The sequence below is a fragment of the Sphingomonas sp. genome, assembly GCF_036677245.1.
Classification (GTDB): Bacteria; Pseudomonadota; Alphaproteobacteria; order Sphingomonadales; family Sphingomonadaceae; genus Allosphingosinicella.
The window spans coordinates 1-23,226 of record NZ_JAKFCG010000018.1; the positions used below are offsets into that span (position 1 = coordinate 1).

Here is a 23,226-nt window from a genome sequence, read left to right on the forward strand (position 1 = left end):
AGCTCGGGACGTCCCATCGCCGCGCAGAGCCGCGCGAACACGCCGTCCTGGTTCGCGCCGATCAGATAATCGCCGTCCTTGCACGGATAGACGTTGGAGGGCGCAATCCCCGGCAGCGCCGAGCCCGAGCGCTCCCTGATATAGCCGCCGACCTGATATTCGGGGATCAGGCTCTCCATCACCTGGAGCACCGCTTCGTAGAGGGCGGAATCGACGACCTGCCCAACACCGGTGCGCTCACGGGCGTGCAGCGCGGCGAGCGCGCCCATGCAGCCGTAGGTCGCCGCCAGGGTGTCGCCGATCGACACCCCCATCCGCGACGGCGGACGGTCCGGATCGCCGACGACATAGCGCCAGCCGCCCATCGCCTCGCCGACGCCGCCGTAGCCCGCGCGGCTCGCATAGGGGCCGGTCTGGCCGTAGCCCGAGACACGGACGATGATCAGGCGCGGGTTGATCGCCTGCAGCGCCTCCGGGGCGAGGTTCCAGCGCTCGAGCGTGCCGGGGCGGAAGTTCTCGATCAATATGTCGGCGGTGGCGACGAGCCTGCGCACCAGTTCCTGGCCTTCGGGGACGCGCAGATCGGCCGAGACCGAGCGCTTGTTGCGCGCCACCACCTCCCACCATAATTTCTGGTCGCCGCGGCCCCATTGGCGCATCGGATCGCCGACCCGCGGCGGCTCGACCTTGATCACGTCGGCGCCCATGTCGCCGAGCAGCTGGCCGCAGAAAGGCCCGGCGATCAGCTGGCCGAGCTCGATCACCCTTATGTCGCTCAGCGCGCCGCGATTGTCGCCAGCGCTCATCGCTGCCTCTCTCTCCTCACAGGCGCGCTCATTCGGCCGCCACCGCCCGCTGCCAGATCGGCTGTCTGGGCGGGGGAAGGCCGGTCTCGGCCTGGCAATTGGCCCGCAAGGTCTCGATGTCGGGGCCGAAATTGAACAAAGGCAGCGGCTCGTTGCGGTGGGCGCGCAGGTCGGCGCGGAGCGCCTGGGTCGCCTCGGCATCGGCGTCGCCGCCGGCGGTGAGGACGACGCCGTAGCGGCGCGCCCCTTCCGCGGTGACGAGGCCCTCGCGGACTTCGCGGGCGACGAGCGCCGGATCGCGCGCCAGCGCGTCGCCCCAGCCGCCGCCTCCCCAGGTGATATAGTGGAGCTGGTCGCCGGCCTCGACGCGGATGTCCTCGACCTTGTTGCCGACAACGGTCCGCGTGCCGTCTGCCTTCTCGAGGATCTTGCGGGCGCGCGCCCCGGGATCGCCGCCATTCACTCCCCAGGGCGGGACGAACCAACGGTCGTCGTGGATTGCGACCACCCCGGGCTCGAGGAAGCGATAGGTCATGTGGATGCCGTTGCCGCCGCGATGCAGCCCGGCGCCGCCGCTGTCCGCCGCGGTTTCATAGCGCTCGATCACCAGCGGAAAATAGCGTTCGAGGAATTCGTTCGGGACGTTGGTGAAGCCCGGCCACAGCGAATGACCGTCAGGGCCGTCGCCGAGCGGCCGGCCGGGGATGCCGCCGAAGCCGATCTGGAAGAGCTGGAACCATTCGCCCTTGCGATCGACGCCAGAATAGAAAAAATGCGGCGAGGAGGAAAAGCCCGCGGCGTTGAGGAATTCCGGCGTCTTCTGCCCGAGCAGGCCGCCGAGCACATCGAAGATGCGGCCAAGCGCATGCGTCCGCCCGGACAGCGCGGCAGGAAATTTCGGCTTGAGCAGCGACCCTTCGGGGATGCGGACGTCGATCAGGTCGTAGAAGCCGTCGTTGAACAATATCTGCGGGTCGAAGACCATGATCATGTAGATCCCGAAGAACATCTTGAACATGTTCTCGTTGAGATAGAAATTGATCGAGGCTTCGCTCTGCGGGTCGGTGCCGGCGAAATCGAGCACGACGCGATCGCCCTCGCGCCACATCGTGCAGCGTATTTTGTACGGCCCGCGGCCCATCCCATCGTCGCAGACGTAATCCTCGAAGCTGACCGGCTCCTCTCCGATCGAGGTCGCGATCAGTTGCTTCATCGCGCGATGGTTGCGGGCGAGCAGCTCCTCGGCCGCGGAGACGAACAAATCGTCGCCGAAGCGCTCGGCCATTTCGATCACGCGCCGCGCCGCCACGCGGCACGAGGCGATCAGCGCGTTGAGATCGGCCATGCACCAATCGGGCTTGCGGGTCTGGTGCATGACCAGCTTGACCACGTCGCTGTTATATTCGCCCTTGCGGTAGATCTTGACCGGCGGGATCCGCACCCCTTCCTCGAAGATGCTGCGCGCGTCGATCGGCATCGATCCGGCGACCTTGCCGCCGATGTCCGACTGGTGGCCGAACATCGCGGTGTAGGCGATCAGCCGCCCGTCCTTGAACACCGGCAGCAGCACCAGCCAGTCGTTCGAATGGCTGATCGCGCCTTCGACCGAATAGGGATCGGACAGGAAGAACATGTCGCCTTCCTCCACCGTCCCGTCATAGCCGGCGAGGAAGCCGCCGATGAACGATCCGAACTGCCCGACCAGCATCCGGCCGCCGGCATCCGCGATAAGCGGGAAGGCGTCGCCCTGTTCGCGGATCCCGGGCGACATGGCGGTCCGCACCAGGGTTGCGTCCATCTCGACCCGGGCGTTGCGCAGCGCGTTCTCGACGATGTCGAGGGTGACGGGATCGACCGGCACGGCGGCGAAGGGCGCGGCGTTGGTCTGGATGATCGTGGCGGCCATGAGCGTCCTTCAGGCGGGGTTGATCAGGATATTGCCGACGCGGTCGACGGTGGCGACGCAGTCGGCTTCGATCAAGGTCGTCGCATCCATTTCGACGACGATCGCCGGCCCCTTTATGATGTCGCCCGCGCGCAACCTGGCGCGATCGTAGATTGTCGCGGGGCGCAGCGCTCCGTCGATCCACAATTGATGATCGCGCAGCTTCGCCGCTTGCGGATTGCCATCGCCTTGCGGCAGCGCCGCCGGCTCGAGGCTGAGCGCCGGCCCCAGCGCCATCGCGCGCAGGTTCACGATCTCGTGCGCAGTGTCCATGTTGAACGTGAACAGGCGGCGATGCTCGGCATCGAAGCGCGCGACCAGGCTGGCGATGCCGTCGCGGCGCAAGGTCTCGGCGTCGGTCGTCATCGGCACCTCGAACGCCTGGCCGAGGTAGCGCAGGTCGATCTCGAACAGGCTGGTGATGTCCTCCTCGGCGAGGCCGTCGGCGCGCAGCTCGGCGCGGGTCTGTTCCGCCATTTCGTCGAGCAGGCCGATCAATTCGGCCTCGCCAGTGTCGCGAGCCAGCTTGGAGAAGCTGCGCGCGGTTTCGGTCCGCATGCGGGTGGTGGCGTCGCCGAGCGCGCACAGCACGCCGGGCGACACCGGCGAGACCGCCGGCCAGCTTCCCATCAGCCGCGCGACCGCGTTGACGTGGAGCGGCCCGGCGCCGCCGAACCCCATCAGCGCGAAGCTGCGCGGATCGTAGCCCTGCTGGACCGAGATCATGCGCAGCGCGCCGAAGATGTTCTCGTTGGCGATGTCGATGATCCCGCGCGCCGCTTCGAACAGGCCGATCCCGAGCCGGTCGGCGATCAGCTGGACCGCCGCCTTCGCGCCTTCGCGGTCGAGCTTGAAGCTCCCCCCGAGCAACGATTCCGGCAGATAGCCGAGCACGACATTGGCGTCGGTCACGGTCGGCGCTTCGCCACCCATGCCATAAGCGACCGGGCCGGGCACCGCGCCGGCCGATTGCGGGCCGACCCGCAGCGCGCCGGTCAGCTCCGGCACATAGGCGATCGAGCCGCCGCCGGCCCCCACCGTCTTCACGTCGAGCGACGACGCCCGGACGCTGAGGTGGCCTACTTCGGTCGTCCGCACCCGGCGCGGCTCGAGATCCTCGATCAGCGCGACGTCGGTCGAGGTGCCGCCGACGTCGAGCGTGAGGATGTTGCGCAGCCCGGCATGCTTTGCGACCCACAAGGCACCCGCGACGCCGCCCGCCGGGCCGGACATCAGCAGCGAGACCGGATGCTCCTCGGCTTTCTCGGACGACATCAGCCCACCGTCGGAGCGAAGCAAGGCGAGCTTTCCGGCCATGCCGGACTCGCGCAGCTTCTCGCGCAGGTTGCGGACATAATGGCCGACGACTGGCCGCACCGCGGCATTGGCGACCGCCGTCAGGGTGCGCTCATATTCCTGCATTTCGGGCAGCACGACATGGCTCAGCGAAACCGGCACGCCGGGCATGATCTCGTGCGCCAGCTCGCCGACCCGCGCCTCGTGCGCGCCGTTCAGATAGGCGTTGATCAGCGAGACCGTGACCGCCTCCACGCCTTGCGCCTTGAGGCGGGTCAGCGCGGCGCGGATATCGGCATCGTCGACCGGGCGAAGCTCTTCGCCGCGCGCGTCCATCCGCCCCTCGATTTCGACCGTATCCTCGAGCCTCGCGAGCGGCTCGGGCTTGGGCCAGATGATCCAGCCCGCAAGCCCGCCCGGCACATAGGAGCGCGCGATCTGGAGGATCTGGCGGTAGCCGGCGGTGACGACCAGCCCGACCCGCGCGCCCTTCCCTTCGAGCACCGCGTTGGTCGCGACGGTGGTGCCGTGGAGCAAGGTCTCGACCGCGGCCGAAGCGATGCCGGCCTGGGCGCAGATCGCATCGACGCCGGCGAGCACGCCGACCGAGCTGTCCTGCGGCGTAGAGGGAGTCTTGTGCCGCCAGAATGCGCCCGATCCCTCGTCGAACAACAGCAGGTCGGTGAAGGTCCCGCCGACGTCGACGCCCAGGCGATACGCCATTCCTACTCCCTCAGGCCGCGCGCGGGAACCGGCCGGCGCGCGTCACCATTCCCGGTAGCGGCTTGCCGATGATTTGCGCGAACCATTCGGCCGCTTCGATCAGCCGGCCGAGATCGACGCCGGTCGCAACCCCCGATCGCTCGAGCATGTAGATCACATCCTCGGTCGGGACGTTGCCGGCGGCGCCCGGTGCGAACGGGCAGCCGCCAAGGCCGCCCAATGAGGCGTCGACGGTGCGCGCGCCGGCCAGGACCGCGGCCCAGACATTGGCGATCCCGGTGTTGCGGGTATTGTGGAAATGGGCCCGCACCGGCAGCGGCGCGATCGCCTGCGCGACCCGCGACACCAGGAGCTCGACCTGCCGCGGTACCGCGACTCCGATCGTGTCGGCGAGCGCGATCTCGATCGGGCCGGCCTCGGCGGCGCTTTGGGCCATGGCGACCACCCTGTCGGCCGAGACTTCGCCGTCATAAGGGCAGCCGAACGCACCGGCGATCGTGATCTGGGCGCGCCGGCCCGCCGCCGACGCCATCGCGACGACCCGCTTGGCGACGGCGAGCGACTCGTCGCTGGTCTGGCCCTGGTTGCGCGTCGCGAAGCTGTCGGTGGTGACGCAGACCGCGCCGATTTCGTGCAGCGGCGTCGCGAGCGCGCGGTCGGCGCCGCGTTCGTTGAGCACCAGGCCGATGTAGATCACGCCGTCCTGCATCGGCAGCGCGTTCGCGACCTCCTCCGCGTCGGCCATGCGCGGCACCCGGCTGGGATTGACGAAGCTTGCGACCTCGATCCGCTTGATACCAGCCGCGGCGATGCGGCCGATCAGCGCGATCTTGTCCGACGTGCTGACGACGGCCGCCTCGTTCTGCAGCCCGTCGCGCGGCCCCACTTCGACGATCTCGATGCTAGCAGCGGGTGGCATGCGGCGGTCTTTCTCCAAGCGCCTTATATTTGTATACAATTACCCCTTAAACCACCCCGGTCAAGCCGCTTGATCATCGTGCAGCGGCTCGGCGGCCTGGTTCGGCGCGCTTTCCCGCTGGGCGCTGAGGAAGGCGTCGCGATAGGCATGGAAGGCGCGCCGGATGTGCGCGGTCATGACAGCCTTGGCCCAATCCGAATCGCGGCGGCGGAACGCCATCGTGATCTCGTCATGCTCGGCGAACGATCGCAATATCTGCTCCCGGTCGTAACGGCGCGCGGTGCGAAGCACGACCGGCTGCTCGACGATGCCGCCCAGCAAGGCGGTCAGGCGGGCGGATCCGGCCGCCTGCAGGATGATCGCGTGGAACTCGCGATTGTGCATCAGGAAAGCCGCCGCATCGAGCCGCCCGGCTTCGGCGGCGACCTTGATGCCGCTATTCGCCTCGATCAGCGCATCGATCGCCTGCGGTTCGATCCGCAGCGCCGCGCGAGCCGCGGCATGGCCCTCGAGCATGCCGCGCAGCACGAATGCTTCCTCGATTTCGTCGAGCGACCAATCGGTGACGAACGTCCGCTGCGAGCCGCTGCGGCGGATGAAATTCTCGGCTTCGAGCCGGCGCAAGGCCTCGCGGACCGGTGTTCGGGACACGCCGCAGGCTTCCGCCAATTGCTCCTCGCGGAGCTGCACGCCCGGGCGGAGCGCCCCTTCGAGGATCGCGCCGCGTATGTAGCGATAGGCCAGTTCGGACGCCTTGGACATGAGGCCTTTCCTGCACCTCCAAATTGGTGGCTTCAAGCGGGCTTGACGATCATTCTTTGTATACAATAGAATTGGGACAAACGGGGCAAATAAGCGAGCGATAAGACCAAGCGGGATCATCTTCAGGGGGGACATTGCTATGCGGCGATTGCCATCGCTTTTGTTGGGCGCGGCTTCCTTGACGGCGTTGGCGACCGCCCCATCGCTTGCCCAGGAACTCGCGCCTCCCCCACCCTCGGACCAGCCCCCGGAAGCCGCCACCGCTCCGGCTACGCCCCCCGGCACGACTACCAGTACCGGCGCCAGTACGACTGATGGCGAGATCATCGTCACCGCCCGGCGCATGTCCGAAACCTTGGCGAATGTTCCCGCCTCGATCACCGTGCACACCGCCGAAACGATCGATCGCGCCAATATCCAGCGGGCAGAGGATTTCGCCAAGCTGACCCCGGGCGTGACGATCGTCACGAGCACCGCCGAGGCTGGCGACACCCAGATCAACATCCGCGGCATCAACGGCGCACGCGATGCCGAAAGCTCGGTCGCGCTGGTCGTCGACGGCATCCTCAAGACCAACACCGCGGCGCTCAACCAGAATCAGGGCACCCTGCGCCAGGTCGAGGTGCTCAAGGGTCCGCAGGGCGCGCTTTACGGCCGCAACGCCGCCGCCGGCGCGATCGTCGTGCAGACGGTGAAGCCCGGCGACGCCATGTCCGGCTCATTCGAAGCAAGCTACGCCAACGAGAATAGCGTGAGCGCCAACGGCTATATCGCCGGCCCGATCGGCAATGGCGTCGGTTTCGTGCTGTCGGCCGATTACCGCACCACCGACGGCTTCTACCGCAACATCTTCCTCGACCGCAAAGTCGTCGACGATCAGGAAGCGTGGAACGTCGACGGGCGGATCCTCGCCGAGCTCGGCGCCACGACGATCGACGCCAAGGCGCGCTACGGCGAGCTGCACGGCGCCTCGATCAACTTCAATTCCTCGTTCCATATCCCGTTGCTGGGCGGCGCCTTCTACGAGGACATCAACGATCATCCGTTCGCTTTCTATTCGAACATCCGGCCGACCAACGACCAGCAGACGTTCGAAGCCTCGCTCAAGATCGACCATGATTTCGGTGGCGTGGCGCTCAGCGCCTGGGCGCTCTACAGCGACATCAAGAACGATCTCGTCGCCGACGGCACCTCGGCCGATTTCGCCCGCTACATCTCGGCCGCCTTGCCCGGCGCCCAGGAGTCGGTCGACGCCTGCTTCGCCTCGACGGCGGCGCTGACCGGCTTTCCCATCAACCCCCCCGGCTTCATCGGCCAGATCCCGGTGCCGTTCATCTTCGCGCCGGCCAACGGCTCGGTGTTCGGCGCCTATGCGCCGGCGACCTGCGACGGCGTCCAATATCAGCGCCGCAACCAGAAGGACGTCAGCGCCGAGGTCCGGCTCATCTCCACCGGCGACGGCCCGCTCCATTGGCAGCTCGGCGCTTATTATCTGAACATCAGCCGCACCGTCGGCGTCAGCCTCGGCGGCGATACCGGCCAAGGCGTGGTCAAGCAGCTCTACAGCCCGCCGGGATCGATCAACCCGACCTCGCAGCTGTTCGCGGACCGCTTCCACACCGATGTCTATGCGGCATTCGCGGCGACCGACTGGGACGCGACCGACGCGATCAATCTCGGCCTGGCGCTGCGCTACGACATCGAGCGCCGGCGGGTGCGTTCGCTGGTGCCGACCGCGATCGATCCCTTCACCGGCGGGCCGATCAATCCCGGCCAGGCCTTCGGCCCGATCCAGCCGCAGCGGGAGACGTTCAAGCAGATCCAGCCCAAGGTCAGCATCCGCTGGGAGGTCGCGCCGCGCACCAATTTGTTCGCCAATTGGGGGATCGGCTTCAAATCGGGCGGCTTCAACAACCAGGGCTCGGCCGCGATCGTGAACCAGAATTTCAACAATCCGACGGTCCCGTTCATCGACGCCGGCGTGCTGATCGAAGACCAGTTCAGGAAGGAAAAATCGAGCGCGTTCGAAGCCGGCGTCAAGGGACGCTTCGGGCCGGTCAGCTACAATCTCGCCGGCTATTATACGCGCATCACCGACATGCAATTCTTCGAATTCTTCGTCGGCGGCTTCGGCCTGCTGCGCGTCGTCTCGAACATCGACCGGGTCGACATCAAGGGTGCCGAGCTCAACGTCGACGCCCGGATCGTCGAGGGCTGGACGGTATACGGCGCGTTCAACGTCACCGATTCCGAGATCAAGAAGAACAGGTCGCGGCCGGACACGGTCGGCAACAAATCGCCTTATACCGCCGATTATACGATCAACCTCGGCAGCCAGATCACGCTGCCGCTCAACGACACGTACGACGTCTTCCTGCGCGGCGACTATCGGGTCACCGGGCCGACCTGGTTCCACACCGTCCAGAACCAGAGCAAGCCGACCTTGTTCAGCGGCCTGCTGCCGATCTCCGCGCTCGCGCTGCCGAGCTTCGTCGGCGACGCCATGTACGACGTCAACGAGCGCGATGCCTTCGGCGTGGTCGACCTGCGCGCCGGCATCGAGAATGAGAATTGGAAGATGGTGGTGTTCGCCAACAACCTCCTCGACAAGAAATATCTCAACGAGGCGGTGCCGGCGATCGAGTTCGGCGGCTCGTTCATCTCCCCCGGTGCACGCCGGCTCTACGGCGTCGAGGTCGGCATCAAATTCTAACAGCAAGAAACGCATAGAAGCGGTGGATGGACGTCTCTGAAAATTATCGTGCGGTGTTCGACAATCGGATCGGCTTCGGGCGCAGGCCGGCGCTGGTCGTGGTCGATTTCGTCAAGGGCTACGTCACTCCCGGCTCGCCGTTGTTCGCCGAGGGCGTGGTGCGCGCGGTGGCCGAGACTCCGCCGCTGATCGCCGCGGCGCGGGCGGCGCAGATCCCGGTGATCTTCACCGAGGTCAAATATACGGCACCGCATTTCCTCGACGGCGGGATCTGGCTCAAGAAGGTTCCGTCCCTCCAGACGCTCGCCGCCGGTTCGCCTTACGCCGAATTCTGCGACGAGATCGCGCCGCTGCCGGGCGAAATCGTCCTCACCAAGCAATATGCCAGCGCCTTCTTCGGAACGTCGCTGGCGTCGATCCTCGTCGCCGCGGAAGCCGATACCCTGCTGATCGCCGGCTGCAGCACGTCCGGCTGCATCCGCGCCACCGCCGTCGATGCGATGCAGCACGGCTATCGCACGATCGTCGTGCGCGAATGCGTCGGCGACCGCCACCCCGCGCCCCACGAAGCCAATCTGTTCGACATCAACGCCAAATACGGCGACGTCGTCGACCGCGCCGAAGCGATCGACTATCTCGAGAGGCGGGGCCAAGGCTGAGCTCCGGCCAATATGGCGTCCGTGTCGGATGCGGCGGCGGGCCATGACCGATAGTGATGCGCTTCCGGGCAAACACCATGAAAGCTTCCTTTGCCTCTGGGGATTGCACGCGCGGCGAACTCGGCAGCCTCGACACATTATGTGATGGGCGCCATGCAGCAGAAGGCCGCCGAGAACGGCCAGCTGAAGGAACTGATCTTCGGCCGCAACGAGGCGGGGCTGCACCAACCCACCAGCATTACCGCGAAACGCTGGGCCGGCCGCTGCTTGAGCCATCCGCGCCCCGACAGGAGCCAGACCATGACTGACCTTCCCGTTTATGCCGTCGTCAATCTGATCATCAATGACGCAGCCACCTACCGCCAATATGAAAAGGGCTTCTTCCCGCTGCTCAAGCAATATGGCGGCGAACTGGTGACCTTTGACGATGACGCTTTCACGCTGGAAGGTTTTTCGCCGCGCACGGGCCGGATGATCATCCTCAAATTCCCGTCCGAAGCACAGATCCGTGCCTGGTATGCCGATCCCGATTATCAGGCACTGTCCGAGCATCGCCGGGCCGGCACCAGGCTGGAATTCCTGACGGCGGTACGCGGCTCGCCGCCGCGCGGATAACCCCTCTTCCCGACTACCCGCCCCGGAGACAAACCCAATGAAGACCGCCATCACCGAAATGTTTGGCATCGAACATCCCATCATCCAGGGCGGCATGCACTATGTCGGCTTTGCCGAAATGGCCGCCGCCGTCTCCAATGCGGGCGGACTGGGCACGATCACCGGACTGACGCTGGGCACCCCCGAGAAGCTCGCCAATGAAATCGCCAAATGCAAGGATATGACCGACAAGCCGTTTGCGGTGAACCTGACCTTCCTGCCCTCGCTCACCCGGCCCGATTATCCAGGGCTGGTGGCCGAGATCATCAAGGGCGGCGTCAAGGTGGTGGAAACCGCCGGGCGCAACCCGGCCGAAGTGCTGCCGCACCTCAAGGACGCCGGGATCAAGGTGATCCACAAATGCACCAGCGTGCGCCACAGCCTGAAGGCGCAGGCAATCGGCTGCGACGCGGTCTCGATCGATGGTTTTGAATGCGGCGGGCATCCGGGCGAAGATGATGTGCCCAACATGATCCTGCTGCCGCGCGCGCATGATGAGCTGGAAATTCCGTTCGTGTCCTCGGGCGGCATGGCCGATGGCCGCAGCCTGGTGGCCAGCCTTGCCATGGGCGCGCAGGGCATGAACATGGGCACGCGCTTTATCGCCACCAAGGAAGCGCCGGTGCACGACAATGTGAAGGCTGCGATCGTCGCCGCCAGCGAGCTCGACACCCGCCTCGTCATGCGCCCGCTGCGCAATACCGAGCGGGTGCTGACCAACGCAGCGGTCGAGCGGCTGCTCGAAAAGGAAAAGGCGCTTGGTGCCGACCTGAAGTTCGAGGACATCATCGACGAAGTCGCAGGTGTCTATCCCAAGGTCATGCACGAAGGCACGATGGATGCCGGCGCGTGGAGCTGCGGCATGGTCGCGGGCCTGATCAACGACGTGCCGACCTGCAAGGAACTGATCGACCGCATCATGGTCGAGGCTGAAACGATCATCAACGAGCGGCTGAGCGGCTTCCTGCGCGCCGCATGAAGCCAATCTGTTCGACATCAACGCCAAATAGCAGCGTCAACCGAACATCCGCGCTGTCCCACCTAGCAGAATCGAACAGCCCCATCCCGGATGAGCTCGTTCATAGCCCGTACGACAGCTTCCAATTGCCGACGGAGGAGCTGCGCCGTTGCTTCCGTCTCCAGCACCCCGGGCGCAAATCCGACCATTCCGTCAGAAGATCTTGAGAGAAGCCCGGCTTCTACGAGTTCGATCACCTTTCGTCTCGCGGTCTCGCGATTGAGTCCAATCGCTGCGGCAATGGAACTAATATTGCATCGCGGCAGCCGCTCGGCCGGAAAGGCATTGCGAATATCTTTGAGCCCGTCTTCGAGCTCCTCGCCCCGCGTAAACCGCTCGCCGCTGATCGCCATGACCGCGACAAGAATCAATGCCTTCTCACAGTCATCAACGCCTCTGCGCCAATTCTCCATGCATCTGAGCGTGAGCATCGTAAGCCGAATGCTCGCAAGTCGACTATGCGCGTTCGCTTTGTGCTCATCGACGACCAACTGCATTGTGAACCCCCATAGGAAAGCGCGCCTTCCTACGGTTCGTCGCGCACAATACATCGACGTTGACGCACAAAATGAGCCAACCCACCACCTCAAGCGATCGCTGGCCTCTATGCCCTCCCAATGAACGATTCCGAAGATAATCTGCGAGATCTACCCATGCCGCACGGAATTATAGAAGAGATTCAAATGCTTATTTGCGTATTAGGGCTGATGACGCCACGGATAGGAGATCGGGATCTCCGGGAGGAATTTTCAGACTTGGCGGAGAGGCTGGGGTGTGAGCTGGAGCGCTTGCGATCCGTCATTTTGGGTTAGCGCGCTGTCGCCACAGCAATAGCGCGCCGCGAGGCAGATTCACCCTTGCCGGCCACAGCCGCGTCAAACCGCCCGGATCACGCCCTCCCGCATCAATTCGCTTGTTACCCGGGCGATCACCCATAACTGGCTGATGACAATTTTCATGATGTGCGGATCCTGGGTGTAGCCTGGTGCGAAACGCATCGCGCCTCGTGACGAGCGGACCAGAACTCCTTCGTCGATCAGCTCATTCACTTTGCGGCGCGTCGTTTCCCGATTGAAACCTGTCGCCGCGGCGATCGACATGATGTTGCAATGTTGGAGGCGATTCTGCGGATAGGTATCTCGGAGGCTCCGATATTGCTCTTCCAGTTCTTCGCCTCGAGTGAATCGTTCACCGAGTATGGAACTCACCGCCAGTAGGATCATGGTCTTGTCGCAATCATCGAATGCCAGGCGCCAGTTTTCCATACTCCGCAGGGTTAGCATGGTGAGCCGTATGCCACCGACCCGGCTGTTGGACTGCGCGACCTGCTCATCCACGATTAGCCGCATCACACACCTTCTGGAAACCTCACCACCTCTGGGCGAATGTCGACCTTGCTTCAGGATGAATATGTCACCGTTGGCGCCCAAACCATTCGGGAAAACCCTGACCCTGAAATCGCGGCAATCCGGGATGAGGAGAGACCGGAAGGCGAAACGTGGGGAGGGTCGTCAGCCTGCCATTGGCTGCAACTATTGCATCGCGGACGATCGGTGCCACTCCGAACCTCCTTTGGCGCTTGAGGTCCGATGGCTGCGATCACACACCGACTTTGGTGCACAGAATGTGCGGCCGCGGTTTCCCACTTGTAACCGGAGATATAGAGGCTCTCAACGAGCTCCCTGAATAATGTGTAGTATATACTTTCTCGCGCGCTTTTCGAGCCACGCGGTCTGTATCTAAAGGAGAAGACCGGAATGGCTGATGTGGCTTCAGAAGCATTGCTGACGCTCACCACGGACATCGTCGCGGCGCACGTGTCGAATAACCCGGTCGCAGTGGTCGACCTCCCCAGACTGATCGGCGCTGTTTACGCCGCGCTCCGTGGCTCGGGCGTGAAAGCACAGCCTGTGCGGCCACAGCAGCCGGCCGTCCCGCGACGATCGTCGGTAAAGCCCGACTTCATCATCTGCCTGGAAGATGGCAAGAAAGTCTTGATGCTGAAGCCGCACCTCAAGACTGACCATCAAATGACACCCTCCCAATATCGGGCAAAATGGAACCTCGGATCCGACTACCCAATGGTCTCGCCCAACTATTCGGAGAAGCGGCGAACTATCGCGCGGCAGATAGGCCTTGGCCGCAGGATCGCCGGAAGCGCACCGTCGGCTAAGCCAAGCACCAGGGGTGCTACGACCAATGCGCGCACGCGGCGCCCACGAAAGCCCGGACCGGAACGCGCATCTGGAAACTAGCTGCTCGTCAACACATTGAACCTTGCTTGTCGCCGTGCGCCTCCTGACACACGCGCGCAACAGCGATGTTGTCATAGCCCATCGCATACCATGCAGCCGCATGGAGCAGGCCTACTTCCCGATCTGCGGGCGTGGCCTGCTTCCCGCTCAAGCGGGCGTGGCCCGCTTCCCGCTCAAGCGGGCGTGGACGCACCAAAAAAGCGCCCGGCCATTACTGGCCGGGCTAGTGGAGGGATGCGGGAGAGGCCGCACTTCAACAATTAGGTGCCTGCGGCAGTCGCGCCCATCCAGAAAAGTACCTATATCGCCCCAGGATAATACTGAGACATGGCCGCCTCCTTTACGGTCATCCGCCACGCCCTGTTTACTCGCACCATCAGCGGATGATCTTGGCTCGCGAGCACAAGCGATTTCGGCGGCGGGAATGTCGACTGCATCTCAGGATTGAGAACGCTCGATTGGATGTCGCCCAACCTATTTACTTCGGGAGTCGCTCGAGTGCCGCCTTGAAATGCGTGATCTGGTGAAAGGCCGCCCGGCTTGCTGATCGCCAGGCGGCTCTTGAGTTGCCGCGCAGTTAGAAAAGCGGGCCCGCAACAGCCCGTCCACCCCATAGAGTGATTTCAAGCCGGGTGGAATCACCTGACGACTCGGAAATCACGGACAACAGAAGACAATTGGACTCACTGCCGGTTCGATCAGACCGGGATTGAGTCTGGACAGGCTGGTGCGGGGAATCCGCTCAGCGACGACGCCGCTTCGACCGCTTCTTCTTGCTGACATCGCTCCAGGTCTTGCGTGCGTGGTGTCGCTCGAGATGGCCCACCGTGTGGCCCAGCGTCTCGAGCTTGCGATTTGCCTCCATTGCCTGGGCCGAAGCGGCCTGCGCTGCCCGTGCGGCAACATCCGATCGTTGCAACGCGTCCTGCGCGGCCCTGTCCACCGCATCGAGGCGTTGGCCAAGGGTTCCGATGTTGGCGTTCGCACCTTCGAGTCCCCTGTTCGTCTCGTCGATACGCGCGTTCACGGTGGCAATATGCTGATCGACATAATCTTCGGTGGCGCAAGCGGACAAAGTCATTCCGCTCGCCATCATCGCAACGGTGATCAAGAGCGATTGGCGTTTGCTCATACGGATCATCTTGGGCGCTCCTCTTATGTTTCCCCGAAAATGCGCCCAACACGGGGCGAGGAGCATCGGATGAACCCGCCGTTTTTTCGCGGAGGAACACCCGTTCGGGCTGGGGCCGAATCCTCAAAGTCGTATCAGAAATCCCGCAGCGTCCGGTCCAATCCTGGGCCTGACCCCTGCGTTCAACGCGCCGCGCCTACGTAATTTAGCGGATCGTCGGTCGAGCGCCCGCTCGCCACAGTACAGCCGGTGCCGGCGGCTGGCCGGACGCGATCGATGATGGGCGGCGAATGAAGACGCTAGACGGAATGGCAATAGCTCGCGAGGTGCCGACTGCGCCGCTGAACCGAGCGGTTGCACACGGCCTCCAGGTCATCGACATCTACAAAAGATTTCGCAAGCGGACGGTGCTCAACGGCCTTTCGATGGAGGTCCGCGAGGGCGAGCTGGTCGGCTTGCTCGGACCGGACGGAGCAGGCAAGACGACCTGCTTTCAAGCCATATTGGGATTGATCAAGCCCGATTCCGGACGCATCCTGCTCGACGGCACCGAGATCACATTGCTGCCGACCTACCGGCGAGCGATGCTGGGCCTGGGCTACCTTCCGCAAGATCCCTGCATCTTCCGTGGCCTGACGGTGGAAGAGAATATCGAAGCGCTGTTGGAGATATCCGAACCGGAGCCGGACGAACGCGCCCGACGTCTCGAGCAATTGCTGCGTGATTTCCATCTCGACCATCTTCGTGACCGATCGGCCAATTTCCTCTCCGGCGGCGAACGCAGGCGCTGTGAGATCGTCCGCGCCCTGGCGACAAACCCGTCGATCATCCTGCTCGACGAACCCTTTGCCGGCATCGATCCGCTCACGATCACCGAAGTTGCCGATCTCATCCGAACGATGAAGGCCACGGGCGTCGGCGTCTTGATCACCGACCAGAACGTCTACGAGATGCTCCGCCTGATCGAACGCGCCTATGTCCTGATCGACGGACATGTCGTGTTCGAAGGCCAGGCGAGCGAACTTCTCAAGGACGAAACCGTGAAGAGGCTGTATCTTGGTGGAGAGACGCGGCGTCATGATTTCGGGTCACACGCGTCACCCGCTCATCGACGGGAGCTTAGCCCCGCAGGCGTCCCGTAAACGCATCTCCCGCCAGAAAAGGCCCCCGAGGCGAACGGCTGCTGCTTCGTTTCATCCGCCTATCGGATCAGCCGCCGCCCCACTTCCCCGGTTCAAGGTTTACCGATCCACACGGATCATGGCGACCCTAGGATCACACTATGCGCCCGAGCCGATGATAGAGATTGGCGAACTTCACCGCTTCCGGTTTGGCCCCGACCTCCTTGAGGTAATGCAAAACGGCGGTTCTGATCAGCTGGAAATCTTCCGATGCGAAAACGGCGCGGGTTCTTTGCGGCTCGGTCATTGGCTTCACTCCTCTTGCTGTCATTCGGCGGCGATGGTGCGGTTCTGGAACTGGTCGGCTTCGGTGGATTGGCGGAGCGCGACGGTTGAGGCCTTGCCGCCGGAGACGGCCTCGGCGACAAGATCGAAGTAGCCGGTGCCAACCTCTCGCTGGTGGCGCGTCGCCGTGTAGCCGTGACGCTCGCTCGCGAATTCTGCCCGCTGCAGATCGACATAGGCAGCCATTCCGCGATCGCGATAGCCGCGCGCGAGCTCGAACATGCCGTGGTTGAGTTGATGAAACCCGGCCAGGGTGACGAATTGAAACTTGTAGCCCATTGCCCCGAGCTCACGCTGAAAACGCGCGACGGTGGCCTCGTCCAGCTTCGCTTCCCAATTGAAGCTTGGCGAACAATTATAGGCCATCATCTTGCCGGGATGGACCTTCTGCACCGCCTCCGCGAACCGCTTCGCATCGTCGAGATTGGGGTTGCTCGTCTCCCACCAGATGAGGTCGGCATGTTCGGCAAAGGCGATGCCGCGTTTGATGCAATGGTCGACGCCCGTGCCGGGCCGGAGCCGAAAGAAGCCTTCCGGCGTGCGCTCACCCGTCAGCCATTCCCGATCGCGCTCGTCGATGTCGGACGTCAGCAACCTTGCGCTTTCGGCATCGGTGCGGGCGATCAGCACGGTCGGCACGCCGCAAACGTCTGCAGCGAGCCGCGCCGCCTCGAGATTGCGGATATGCGCCTGGGTCGGGATGAGGACCTTGCCACCGAGATGGCCGCACTTTTTCTCCGAAGCGAGCTGGTCTTCGAAATGAACGCCGGCGGCGCCCGCCTCGATATAGGCCTTCATGATCTCGAAGCAGTTGAGCGGTCCGCCGAACCCCGCCTCCGCATCCGCGATGATCGGTGCGAACCAATCGCGCGAGACGTTGCCCTCGCTATGCTCGACCTGATCCGCTCGCTGCAGCGTGCGGTTGATCTTGCGGCACAGCTCAGGGCCCGCATTCGAGGGATAAAGCGATTGATCGGGATACATCGCGCCGGCGGTGTTGGCGTCCGCCGCGACTTGCCAGCCCGACAGATAAATGGCTTCGAGACCGGCGCGCACCATCTGCATCGCCTGGTTGCCCGATAGCGCACCAAGCGCATGGACATAGTCGCGCGCCTTGAGGAGGTGCCAAAGGCGCTCGGCACCGCGCCGGGCGAGGGTATGATCGATTGGAATGGATCCTCGCAGCTGCTCGACGGCGGCCGAAGTATAGCTTCGGCTTATGCCGTCGAACCGCCCGGGAGGAGCGGGAACCAGAGTCGTGAAGTCGGTCATATTCATTTTTTTTCCTTTTTTCAGGGGGCAACGGGCGCGATTATCGTTTCGGTTGGGCGTGGTGGATGACCTCGATGATGCTCTCGAGCCGGAGCAAGTCGTCGCGGAGCGTATCGAGCGCTGACCCCTCGCCGTCGCCGTCGAGCTCCACCGTCAGCGTGGCGCGTTGCTCACCGCCGCACGGGATCAAGCGGAGGCCACGAAGCCAAAAGCCCGAGTCGCCGATCACCTCGAGGATGTTCGGAACAGCCGTGACGGCGGGTTGGAACTCGACGTGAATGCAATCAGACATGAGCTTGCTTCCTAGGTTGCAGACAAAGAAAAACCCCCGCTCCGGGAGGGAGCGAGGGTTCTGATTTTCCGATCTATTTTTGGTTCAGATCATTAGCCAGAGCCGGGCGCCACTCCCGTTGGGAATGTCGCTACGAATACGGCTGCTCCCGACTCGACGAACGCACGCGCGCCGCCGGTGATGGCGGTGTGGTGGCTTTGGGCCGACAGGAGTGCTGCGTTGATCATTTCGACGCCCAGTAAGCCGACTGATGTAGCCCGTCAATCAACTTCATCATCGTGCACATTGGACATAGACCGCAACGACCTATTCAGATGCGGGCAGGCTGCTTTTCTATCGCGCCCGTTGTGAACAAGAATCTCAACATGATGCGCTGCTCGCCAGCATGCGGAGCGGGCTCGCCAAGGCGTACCCGGCCGCATATGGTCATGTGACTCGACGAAGCTGTTCACGCTTGCCAGAAACGGATTCAGCGGGGTCATGGAAGCGGCAGCTCATGGATAGAAATCGCAAACCTCAATCAGAGCCATTCGTCGCAGCATGGCGATGCGCAGAACAAAGACCCAGTGACCGCTAGCAAGATCGATAACGAGGCTGTCAAGCCGGGCCGGTCCGCTGGCGGGGCAGGATATCCCTCTGACCTTCCGATGGCGGCCGATCTCTATTGCGAACTCGTCGGACCCGGCCCGGCACCGTTGCGGGCTCATTTCCCGGGGCTGCTCGTAACGCTTCTCGCCCTACTGGCTGCGCTGTTCATTTCAGCGCGTTACGGAGCCCCGGCAACCCTGATGGCCCTGCTGATCGGGCTGTCGCTCAATTTCCTGAGCGCCGATAAGAGGCTACAGCCTGGCCTCGACTTTGCCGCCACCCGGCTGCTGAGGTTCGGCATCGTTCTCCTCGGCGCACGCGTCACTCTTGGCCAGATCGCCGATCTCGGACCACTTACCCTGCTCGCCATCGCGTTGATCCTGACGGTGACGATGCTCGCCGGCGTCCTTTTCGCCCGCCTCCTCGGCTACGGATCCGCATTTGGCGTGCTGGCGGGCGGGGCTGTCGCCATCTGCGGGGCGTCTGCCGCACTGGGCCTGGCCGCCGTTCTTGGCGAGCGGCGGGTGAATAGGGCTGAACTGACAATTGTCCTGATCGGGATCGCGGCGATGAGCGCGCTTGCGATGTTCCTCTACCCCATTCTCGCGCATTGGCTGGACATGAGCGATCGGCAGGCGGGCTTCTTCCTCGGCGCTTCGATCCACGACGTCGCACAGGCGCTCGGCGCAGGCTTCGGTTATTCTGATAGCGCGGGAGAGAATGCCACCATCGTCAAGCTGGCGAGGGTCGCCCTCCTTGCGCCGGTGCTTGCAATCGTCGGCCTTGTTTTCCCGTCGGGCGAGAAGATGGGACGGGTGTGGCGCAACTTCCCATGGTTCGTCCTTGGCTTTCTCGCCCTCGCCGCGATCAATTCGACCGGCCTCATTCCACATCGGCTCGATATGTTGATGGCCGATTCCGGTTCGTTGATGGTCATCGCGGCAGTGGCGGCCGCGGGCATCCGCTCGCCAATGCCCAAGATCGCAACCCAGGGTGCGCGCCCGCTCCTCGTTCTCGGCGGAGCGACACTGTTGATGGCAGTGTGTGCGCTCGGGGCCTCTTGGTTGCTGTTTTGACCAGGCTCGAACCTAAAGGCTTCTCGTCCCAGCCCCATCCGCCAGAAAAAAGGCCCCCGAAACGGGAGCCTTTTTCTGGCGGATGGGGAGGGATTGTGCTCGCTTTGCTCGCCCGTCTCCGCGGCGCGAGGCGCCGCTCCGACTCCGAACCTGGAGCGCTCTTCAGCTCCTCCCACTCCGCCATCCTGCTTCGCCGACGGGTTCGGGAGAATCCTGCGCGGCTCGGTGGCGCGAAGCAGGATGGCGGAGCGGGAGGGATTCGAACCCTCGATACGGTTTTGCCGTATACTCACTTTCCAGGCGAGCGCCTTCGACCACTCGGCCACCGCTCCGCATGCTCTGGAACGGGGCGATCTAGAGCCCGCCATCCCTTTGGGCAAGCGCGGCGGCGAATGTGTCGATGGTTTTCGCGAGCGCGATGTCGCGCTGGGTGAGGCCGCCGGCCTCATGGGTGGTCAAGAGGATGTAGACCCGGTTGTAGACGTTCGACCATTCGGGATGATGGTCGGCCTTCTCGGCGGCGATCGCGACCCGCGTCATGAACGCGAACGCCTCCGAAAAATCGCGGAAGGTGAACGCGCGGGCGATCGCGTCGCGCTTGACGTCCCAGTCCCACCCGTCGAGGCCGGCGAGCGCCTCTTCGCGCTGCTGCATGTTGAGCTTGGCCACCATGTTGCTGCTCCCTTGCCCATCTCTGTCTGGCGCCGCGCCATAACTGGCGCCGCGCGCGCTTGCGCTTTATGTCGCTTGGCAATGAGCAATCGTCAAACCCTCGCCCCCGACGCAGCCGAGATCGAGCGGCTCGCCGATGCTGCGATCGCGCATCTGCCCGAGCCGTTCCGCGCCCATCTCGACGGTGTCGTCCTCAGGATCGACGAGTTCGCCGAGGAGGCGGTGCTCGCGGAGCTCGGCATCGACGATCCGTTCGAGCTGACCGGCCTCTACACCGGCCGCCCGGTCGGCGAGCAATCGTCGCTCGATTCCGGCCGGATGCCGGCGATCATCCACCTCTATCGCCGCCCTTTGCTCGACGAATGGGTCGAGACCGGGGTCACGCTCGAATCGCTGATCACCCATGTCATCGTCCACGAGGTCGGCCACCATTTCGGCCTGTCGGACGGCGACATGCACGCGATCGAGGAGCAGGGGTGAGCGCAGCGCCGTTGCTCGCGCTCGACGATCTCGCCTGCCTGCGCGGCGGCCGCTTGCTGTTCGAGGGCCTGAGCCTGCGCCTCGGGCCCGGCGGCGCGGCGATCGTCGGCGGGCCCAACGGGAGCGGCAAATCGTCGCTGCTCAGGATCGTCGCGGGTCTGCTCCGCCCGGCGGCGGGCAAGGTGATGCGCAGCGGAAGGCCGGCGCTCGCCGACGAGGCGGCGGCGCTCGACGAAAGGCTGACGCTCGGCCGGGCGCTCGGCTTCTGGGCGCGGCTCGACGGCGTCTCCGCCGCGCCGGGGATCGAGGCGATGGGCATCGCGCACCTCAGCCAAGTGCCGGTGCGGATGCTCTCGGCCGGGCAGCGCAAGCGCGCGGCGCTGGCGCGGGTGGTCGCGAGCGGGGCCCTGCTGTGGCTGCTCGACGAGCCCGCCAATGCGCTCGACAGCGAGGGGCAGGCGCTGCTCAGTGCGGCGATGGCAACGCAACGCGCGCGCGGCGGCGCGGTGCTCGCCGCCTCGCACCAGCCGCTCGGCCTCGACGATGCGGCCCTGGTACGGCTCGGCGGATGAGGGCGCTGATCCTGCGCGAGCTGAGGCTCGCGGGCACCGGCGGCCACATGTTGCTGCCGCTGATCTTCTTCCTGCTCGTCGCGGCGCTGTTCCCGTTTGCGGTCGGGCCGGACCGGCCGCTGCTGGCGCGCACCGGCGGCGGCGCCTTGTGGATGGCGGCGCTGCTCGCCGCCTTGCTTCCGGTCGAGCGGCTGATCGAGCCCGATCGCGCCAACGGCGTGCTCGATCAGTTTGCGGTGCGCGGCCTGGCCGAGGAAAATGTCGCGATCGCCAAGCTGGTCGGCCACTGGCTGAGCTTCGGCCCGCCGCTGATGATCGCCGCGATCCCCGCCGCCGCGCTGATGAAGCTTCCGGCCGCGCTGCTTCAGCGCCTCGAGCTGGGGCTGATGGTCGGAACGCCCGGCCTCGCCGCGCTGACGTTGATGGTCGCGGGCCTCACGGCGGGCCTGAGGGGGAGCGGCGCGCTCGCCGGGCTGCTGATGCTGCCGCTCGCGGTGCCGATCCTGATCTTCGGCGCCGGCCTCGCCGAGCAGGAGAATGCAGCGGGCGCGCTCAAACTCTTGGCGGCCGTGTCGCTGCTGCTGGTCGCGGCGGCGCCGTTCGTGACGGGCGCTGCGATACGCGCCGGCCGCAGTTTCTAGAAGGTTTGCCGCCGCATTGCGGGACCGCTACAAAACTCCGTTCGCGGTGAGCTTGTCGAACCGCTTTCCTTTCTTGCTCCAGAGAAGAAAAGGCCTTCGACAGGCTCAGGCCGAACGGTTTTTGGGTAAATTGGGACTTTTGCAGCGGTCCCGCATTGCTGGTTGCGAAGGCCGGTATCCACCTCTTCGCTTTACGCTTCTAATCCTTCGACCACCTCGCGAAGATCGCGGTCGGGAGCAGCAGCCCGCGCGCTTCCTCGCGCACCGCCATGTCGCCGCATTCGATGGTCCCGCCGAGATCGCCGAGCGTCTGGCGCAGCAGCTCGCCGATCGCGAGCGCCGACATGCGCACCGCATAGACGGTGAGGACGAGGAAGCGGCTGTTCGCATCGAGCAGCCGCCGGCAGTCGGCGATCAGCTCCGGCAAGCCCTCCTCGAGCTTCCAGATCTCGCCGGCCGGGCCGCGGCCATATTTGGGTGGATCGAGGATGATCCCGTCGTAGCGGCGGCCGCGCCGCACCTCGCGCGCGACGAACTTCGCGGCATCGTCGACCATCCAGCGGATCGGCCGGTCGGCCATGCCCGAGAGCAAGGTGTTTTGCTTGGCGGCTTCGACCGATTTCTTCGAAGCGTCGACATGGACGAGCCGCGCCCCGGCCGCGGCCATCGCCAGGGTGCCGACGCCGGTATAGCCGAACAGGTTGAGCGCCTCGGCCTGCTCGCCCGGTTGCTCGCCGGGTCGCGCGCCGAGCCGCGCGCGCATCCAGGCCCATTGCGGCGCCATGTCCGGGAAGAAGGCGAGGTGGCGGAACGGCGTGCATTGCGCCTGGAAGCGCACCTCCTCCCACTTCATCTCCCAGCCCTCGCGCGGCACCGGGCGAGCATATTCCCACCGCCCGCCGCCTTCCTCGTCCGATCCCGGGATGAACTCGCCGTCGGCGTCCCATTGCGCCTGCGCCGGCGCCCACAAGGCCTGGGCCTCCGGGCGGATGAAGCGGAAGCGGCCGTAGCGCTCGAGCTTGCGGCCGTGGCCGCTGTCGAGCAGAGCATAATCGCTCCACGGCTCGGCGATCAGCGAGGAGAGGCTAAGGTCCGCGCTCATCGCCGGGATCTGGGCCGGCCGCTTCAGCAGCTCATGCCGCGCGGACGGCGGGGAAGCCGATCGTTGCGCGGGCGCGTGGCCCGCTCAGCATTTGGCGCGCGACGGCGCGGACTTGGTCGACGCTGACCGCCTCGAGCTGGGCGACCACCTCCGAAGGCTCGACCAGCCGGCCGTAGAGCGACA

Annotated in this window: 23 protein-coding genes and 1 tRNA gene; 10 read left to right on the plus strand and 14 right to left on the minus strand. The window is 64.7% G+C overall.

Translation table 11 applies throughout. From position 1 onward, the window contains the following. The 5 genes from V6M48_RS02015 to V6M48_RS02035 all read right to left on the minus strand — a co-directional run. The coding region (locus V6M48_RS02015) for a CaiB/BaiF CoA transferase family protein (protein ID WP_332810852.1) at positions 1 to 806 on the minus strand (806 nt) is incomplete at its 3' end. Between the two features lie 28 nt (positions 807 to 834). After that, positions 835 to 2,712 carry a hydantoinase B/oxoprolinase family protein gene (locus tag V6M48_RS02020; RefSeq protein ID WP_332810853.1) on the minus strand — a complete coding sequence of 626 codons (1,878 nt, stop codon included), beginning with the start codon at positions 2,710 to 2,712 and terminating at the stop codon, positions 835 to 837. Between the two features lie 9 nt (positions 2,713 to 2,721). Then, positions 2,722 to 4,770 carry a hydantoinase/oxoprolinase family protein gene (locus V6M48_RS02025; protein ID WP_332810854.1) on the minus strand — a complete coding sequence of 683 codons (2,049 nt, stop codon included), beginning with the start codon at positions 4,768 to 4,770 and terminating at the stop codon, positions 2,722 to 2,724. Positions 4,771 to 4,780: 10 nt separating this feature from the next. Next, the gene (locus V6M48_RS02030) at positions 4,781 to 5,689 is read right to left on the minus strand and encodes a hydroxymethylglutaryl-CoA lyase (RefSeq protein ID WP_332810855.1); all 909 of its coding nucleotides are present in this window, start codon (positions 5,687 to 5,689) and stop codon (positions 4,781 to 4,783) included. Positions 5,690 to 5,749: 60 nt separating this feature from the next. After that, complete coding sequence (locus V6M48_RS02035; RefSeq protein WP_332810856.1) at positions 5,750 to 6,451, minus strand: GntR family transcriptional regulator; 702 nt, start codon at positions 6,449 to 6,451, stop codon at positions 5,750 to 5,752. Positions 6,452 to 6,794: 343 nt separating this feature from the next. On the opposite strand from V6M48_RS02035, the gene V6M48_RS02040 reads away from it, so the two are divergent. The 4 genes from V6M48_RS02040 to V6M48_RS02055 all read left to right on the plus strand — a co-directional run bounded on the left by V6M48_RS02040 (position 6,795) and on the right by V6M48_RS02055 (position 11,456). After that, positions 6,795 to 9,164, plus strand: coding sequence for a TonB-dependent receptor (locus tag V6M48_RS02040; protein WP_332810857.1), 2,370 nt, complete (start codon positions 6,795 to 6,797; stop codon positions 9,162 to 9,164). 26 nt (positions 9,165 to 9,190) lie between these two features. After that, entirely contained in the window at positions 9,191 to 9,823 is a 633-nt protein-coding gene (locus V6M48_RS02045) for an N-carbamoylsarcosine amidohydrolase (protein ID WP_332810858.1), read from the plus strand. A gap of 144 nt (positions 9,824 to 9,967) precedes the next feature. After that, the gene (locus tag V6M48_RS02050) at positions 9,968 to 10,438 is read left to right on the plus strand and encodes a DUF1330 domain-containing protein (RefSeq protein ID WP_332810859.1); all 471 of its coding nucleotides are present in this window, start codon (positions 9,968 to 9,970) and stop codon (positions 10,436 to 10,438) included. A gap of 37 nt (positions 10,439 to 10,475) precedes the next feature. After that, a complete protein-coding gene (locus V6M48_RS02055) occupies positions 10,476 to 11,456 on the plus strand; it encodes an NAD(P)H-dependent flavin oxidoreductase (RefSeq protein WP_332810860.1) in 981 nt (326 codons plus the stop codon). Between the two features lie 62 nt (positions 11,457 to 11,518). Here V6M48_RS02055 and V6M48_RS02060 read toward each other — a convergent pair whose 3' ends face one another. Both V6M48_RS02060 and V6M48_RS02065 read right to left on the minus strand, forming a co-directional pair. Continuing rightward, on the minus strand, positions 11,519 to 11,992 hold the full coding sequence (locus V6M48_RS02060; RefSeq protein ID WP_332810861.1) for a hypothetical protein: 474 nt from the start codon (positions 11,990 to 11,992) through the stop codon (positions 11,519 to 11,521). Between the two features lie 378 nt (positions 11,993 to 12,370). Beyond that, entirely contained in the window at positions 12,371 to 12,832 is a 462-nt protein-coding gene (locus tag V6M48_RS02065; RefSeq protein WP_332810862.1) for a hypothetical protein, read from the minus strand. 420 nt (positions 12,833 to 13,252) lie between these two features. Here V6M48_RS02065 and V6M48_RS02070 point away from each other — a divergent pair, with 420 nt between their 5' ends. Continuing rightward, the gene (locus V6M48_RS02070; protein WP_332810863.1) at positions 13,253 to 13,750 is read left to right on the plus strand and encodes a MucR family transcriptional regulator; all 498 of its coding nucleotides are present in this window, start codon (positions 13,253 to 13,255) and stop codon (positions 13,748 to 13,750) included. Positions 13,751 to 14,492: 742 nt separating this feature from the next. On the opposite strand, the gene V6M48_RS02075 is transcribed toward V6M48_RS02070, so the two are convergent. Next, on the minus strand, positions 14,493 to 14,891 hold the full coding sequence (locus tag V6M48_RS02075; protein WP_332810864.1) for a hypothetical protein: 399 nt from the start codon (positions 14,889 to 14,891) through the stop codon (positions 14,493 to 14,495). Positions 14,892 to 15,190: 299 nt separating this feature from the next. On the opposite strand from V6M48_RS02075, the gene lptB reads away from it, so the two are divergent. Then, entirely contained in the window at positions 15,191 to 16,024 is an 834-nt protein-coding gene (gene lptB / locus V6M48_RS02080) for an LPS export ABC transporter ATP-binding protein (RefSeq protein ID WP_332810865.1), read from the plus strand. 133 nt (positions 16,025 to 16,157) lie between these two features. Here the strand turns inward: lptB and V6M48_RS02085 are convergent, their stop codons facing one another. From V6M48_RS02085 to V6M48_RS02095, 3 genes are read right to left on the minus strand one after another with little or no spacing between them, the layout of a single operon-like run. Next, the gene (locus V6M48_RS02085) at positions 16,158 to 16,310 is read right to left on the minus strand and encodes a hypothetical protein (protein ID WP_332810866.1); all 153 of its coding nucleotides are present in this window, start codon (positions 16,308 to 16,310) and stop codon (positions 16,158 to 16,160) included. 20 nt (positions 16,311 to 16,330) lie between these two features. Next, the gene (gene aceA, locus V6M48_RS02090) at positions 16,331 to 17,626 is read right to left on the minus strand and encodes an isocitrate lyase (RefSeq protein WP_332810867.1); all 1,296 of its coding nucleotides are present in this window, start codon (positions 17,624 to 17,626) and stop codon (positions 16,331 to 16,333) included. A gap of 34 nt (positions 17,627 to 17,660) precedes the next feature. Next, positions 17,661 to 17,912, minus strand: a complete 252-nt coding sequence (locus V6M48_RS02095) for a hypothetical protein (RefSeq protein ID WP_332810868.1) — start codon at positions 17,910 to 17,912, stop codon at positions 17,661 to 17,663. Between the two features lie 647 nt (positions 17,913 to 18,559). Here V6M48_RS02095 and V6M48_RS02100 point away from each other — a divergent pair. Further along, positions 18,560 to 19,576, plus strand: coding sequence for a YeiH family protein (locus tag V6M48_RS02100; RefSeq protein ID WP_332810869.1), 1,017 nt, complete (start codon positions 18,560 to 18,562; stop codon positions 19,574 to 19,576). Positions 19,577 to 19,817: 241 nt separating this feature from the next. Here the strand turns inward: V6M48_RS02100 and V6M48_RS02105 are convergent. Further along, positions 19,818 to 19,908 (minus strand) — tRNA-Ser (locus V6M48_RS02105). A 22-nt stretch (positions 19,909 to 19,930) separates the two neighbouring features. Beyond that, positions 19,931 to 20,248, minus strand: a complete 318-nt coding sequence (locus tag V6M48_RS02110) for a 4a-hydroxytetrahydrobiopterin dehydratase (RefSeq protein WP_332810870.1) — start codon at positions 20,246 to 20,248, stop codon at positions 19,931 to 19,933. Positions 20,249 to 20,329: 81 nt separating this feature from the next. Here V6M48_RS02110 and V6M48_RS02115 point away from each other — a divergent pair, with 81 nt between their 5' ends. The 3 genes from V6M48_RS02115 to V6M48_RS02125 are packed head-to-tail and all read left to right on the plus strand — an operon-like array spanning position 20,330 to position 21,941. Continuing rightward, positions 20,330 to 20,728 carry a metallopeptidase family protein gene (locus V6M48_RS02115; RefSeq protein ID WP_332810871.1) on the plus strand — a complete coding sequence of 133 codons (399 nt, stop codon included), beginning with the start codon at positions 20,330 to 20,332 and terminating at the stop codon, positions 20,726 to 20,728. Then, positions 20,725 to 21,300, plus strand: coding sequence for a heme ABC exporter ATP-binding protein CcmA (gene ccmA, locus V6M48_RS02120; RefSeq protein WP_332810872.1), 576 nt, complete (start codon positions 20,725 to 20,727; stop codon positions 21,298 to 21,300). Before V6M48_RS02115 ends, ccmA begins: the two co-directional genes overlap by 4 nt. Then, positions 21,297 to 21,941: a heme exporter protein CcmB gene (locus V6M48_RS02125; protein ID WP_332810873.1), complete on the plus strand. Its 645-nt coding sequence runs from the start codon at positions 21,297 to 21,299 to the stop codon at positions 21,939 to 21,941. Before ccmA ends, V6M48_RS02125 begins: the two co-directional genes overlap by 4 nt. 199 nt (positions 21,942 to 22,140) lie before the next feature. On the opposite strand, the gene V6M48_RS02130 is transcribed toward V6M48_RS02125, so the two are convergent. Beyond that, positions 22,141 to 23,043, minus strand: coding sequence for a class I SAM-dependent methyltransferase (locus V6M48_RS02130; RefSeq protein WP_332810874.1), 903 nt, complete (start codon positions 23,041 to 23,043; stop codon positions 22,141 to 22,143). Positions 23,044 to 23,226: the final 183 nt, after the last annotated feature.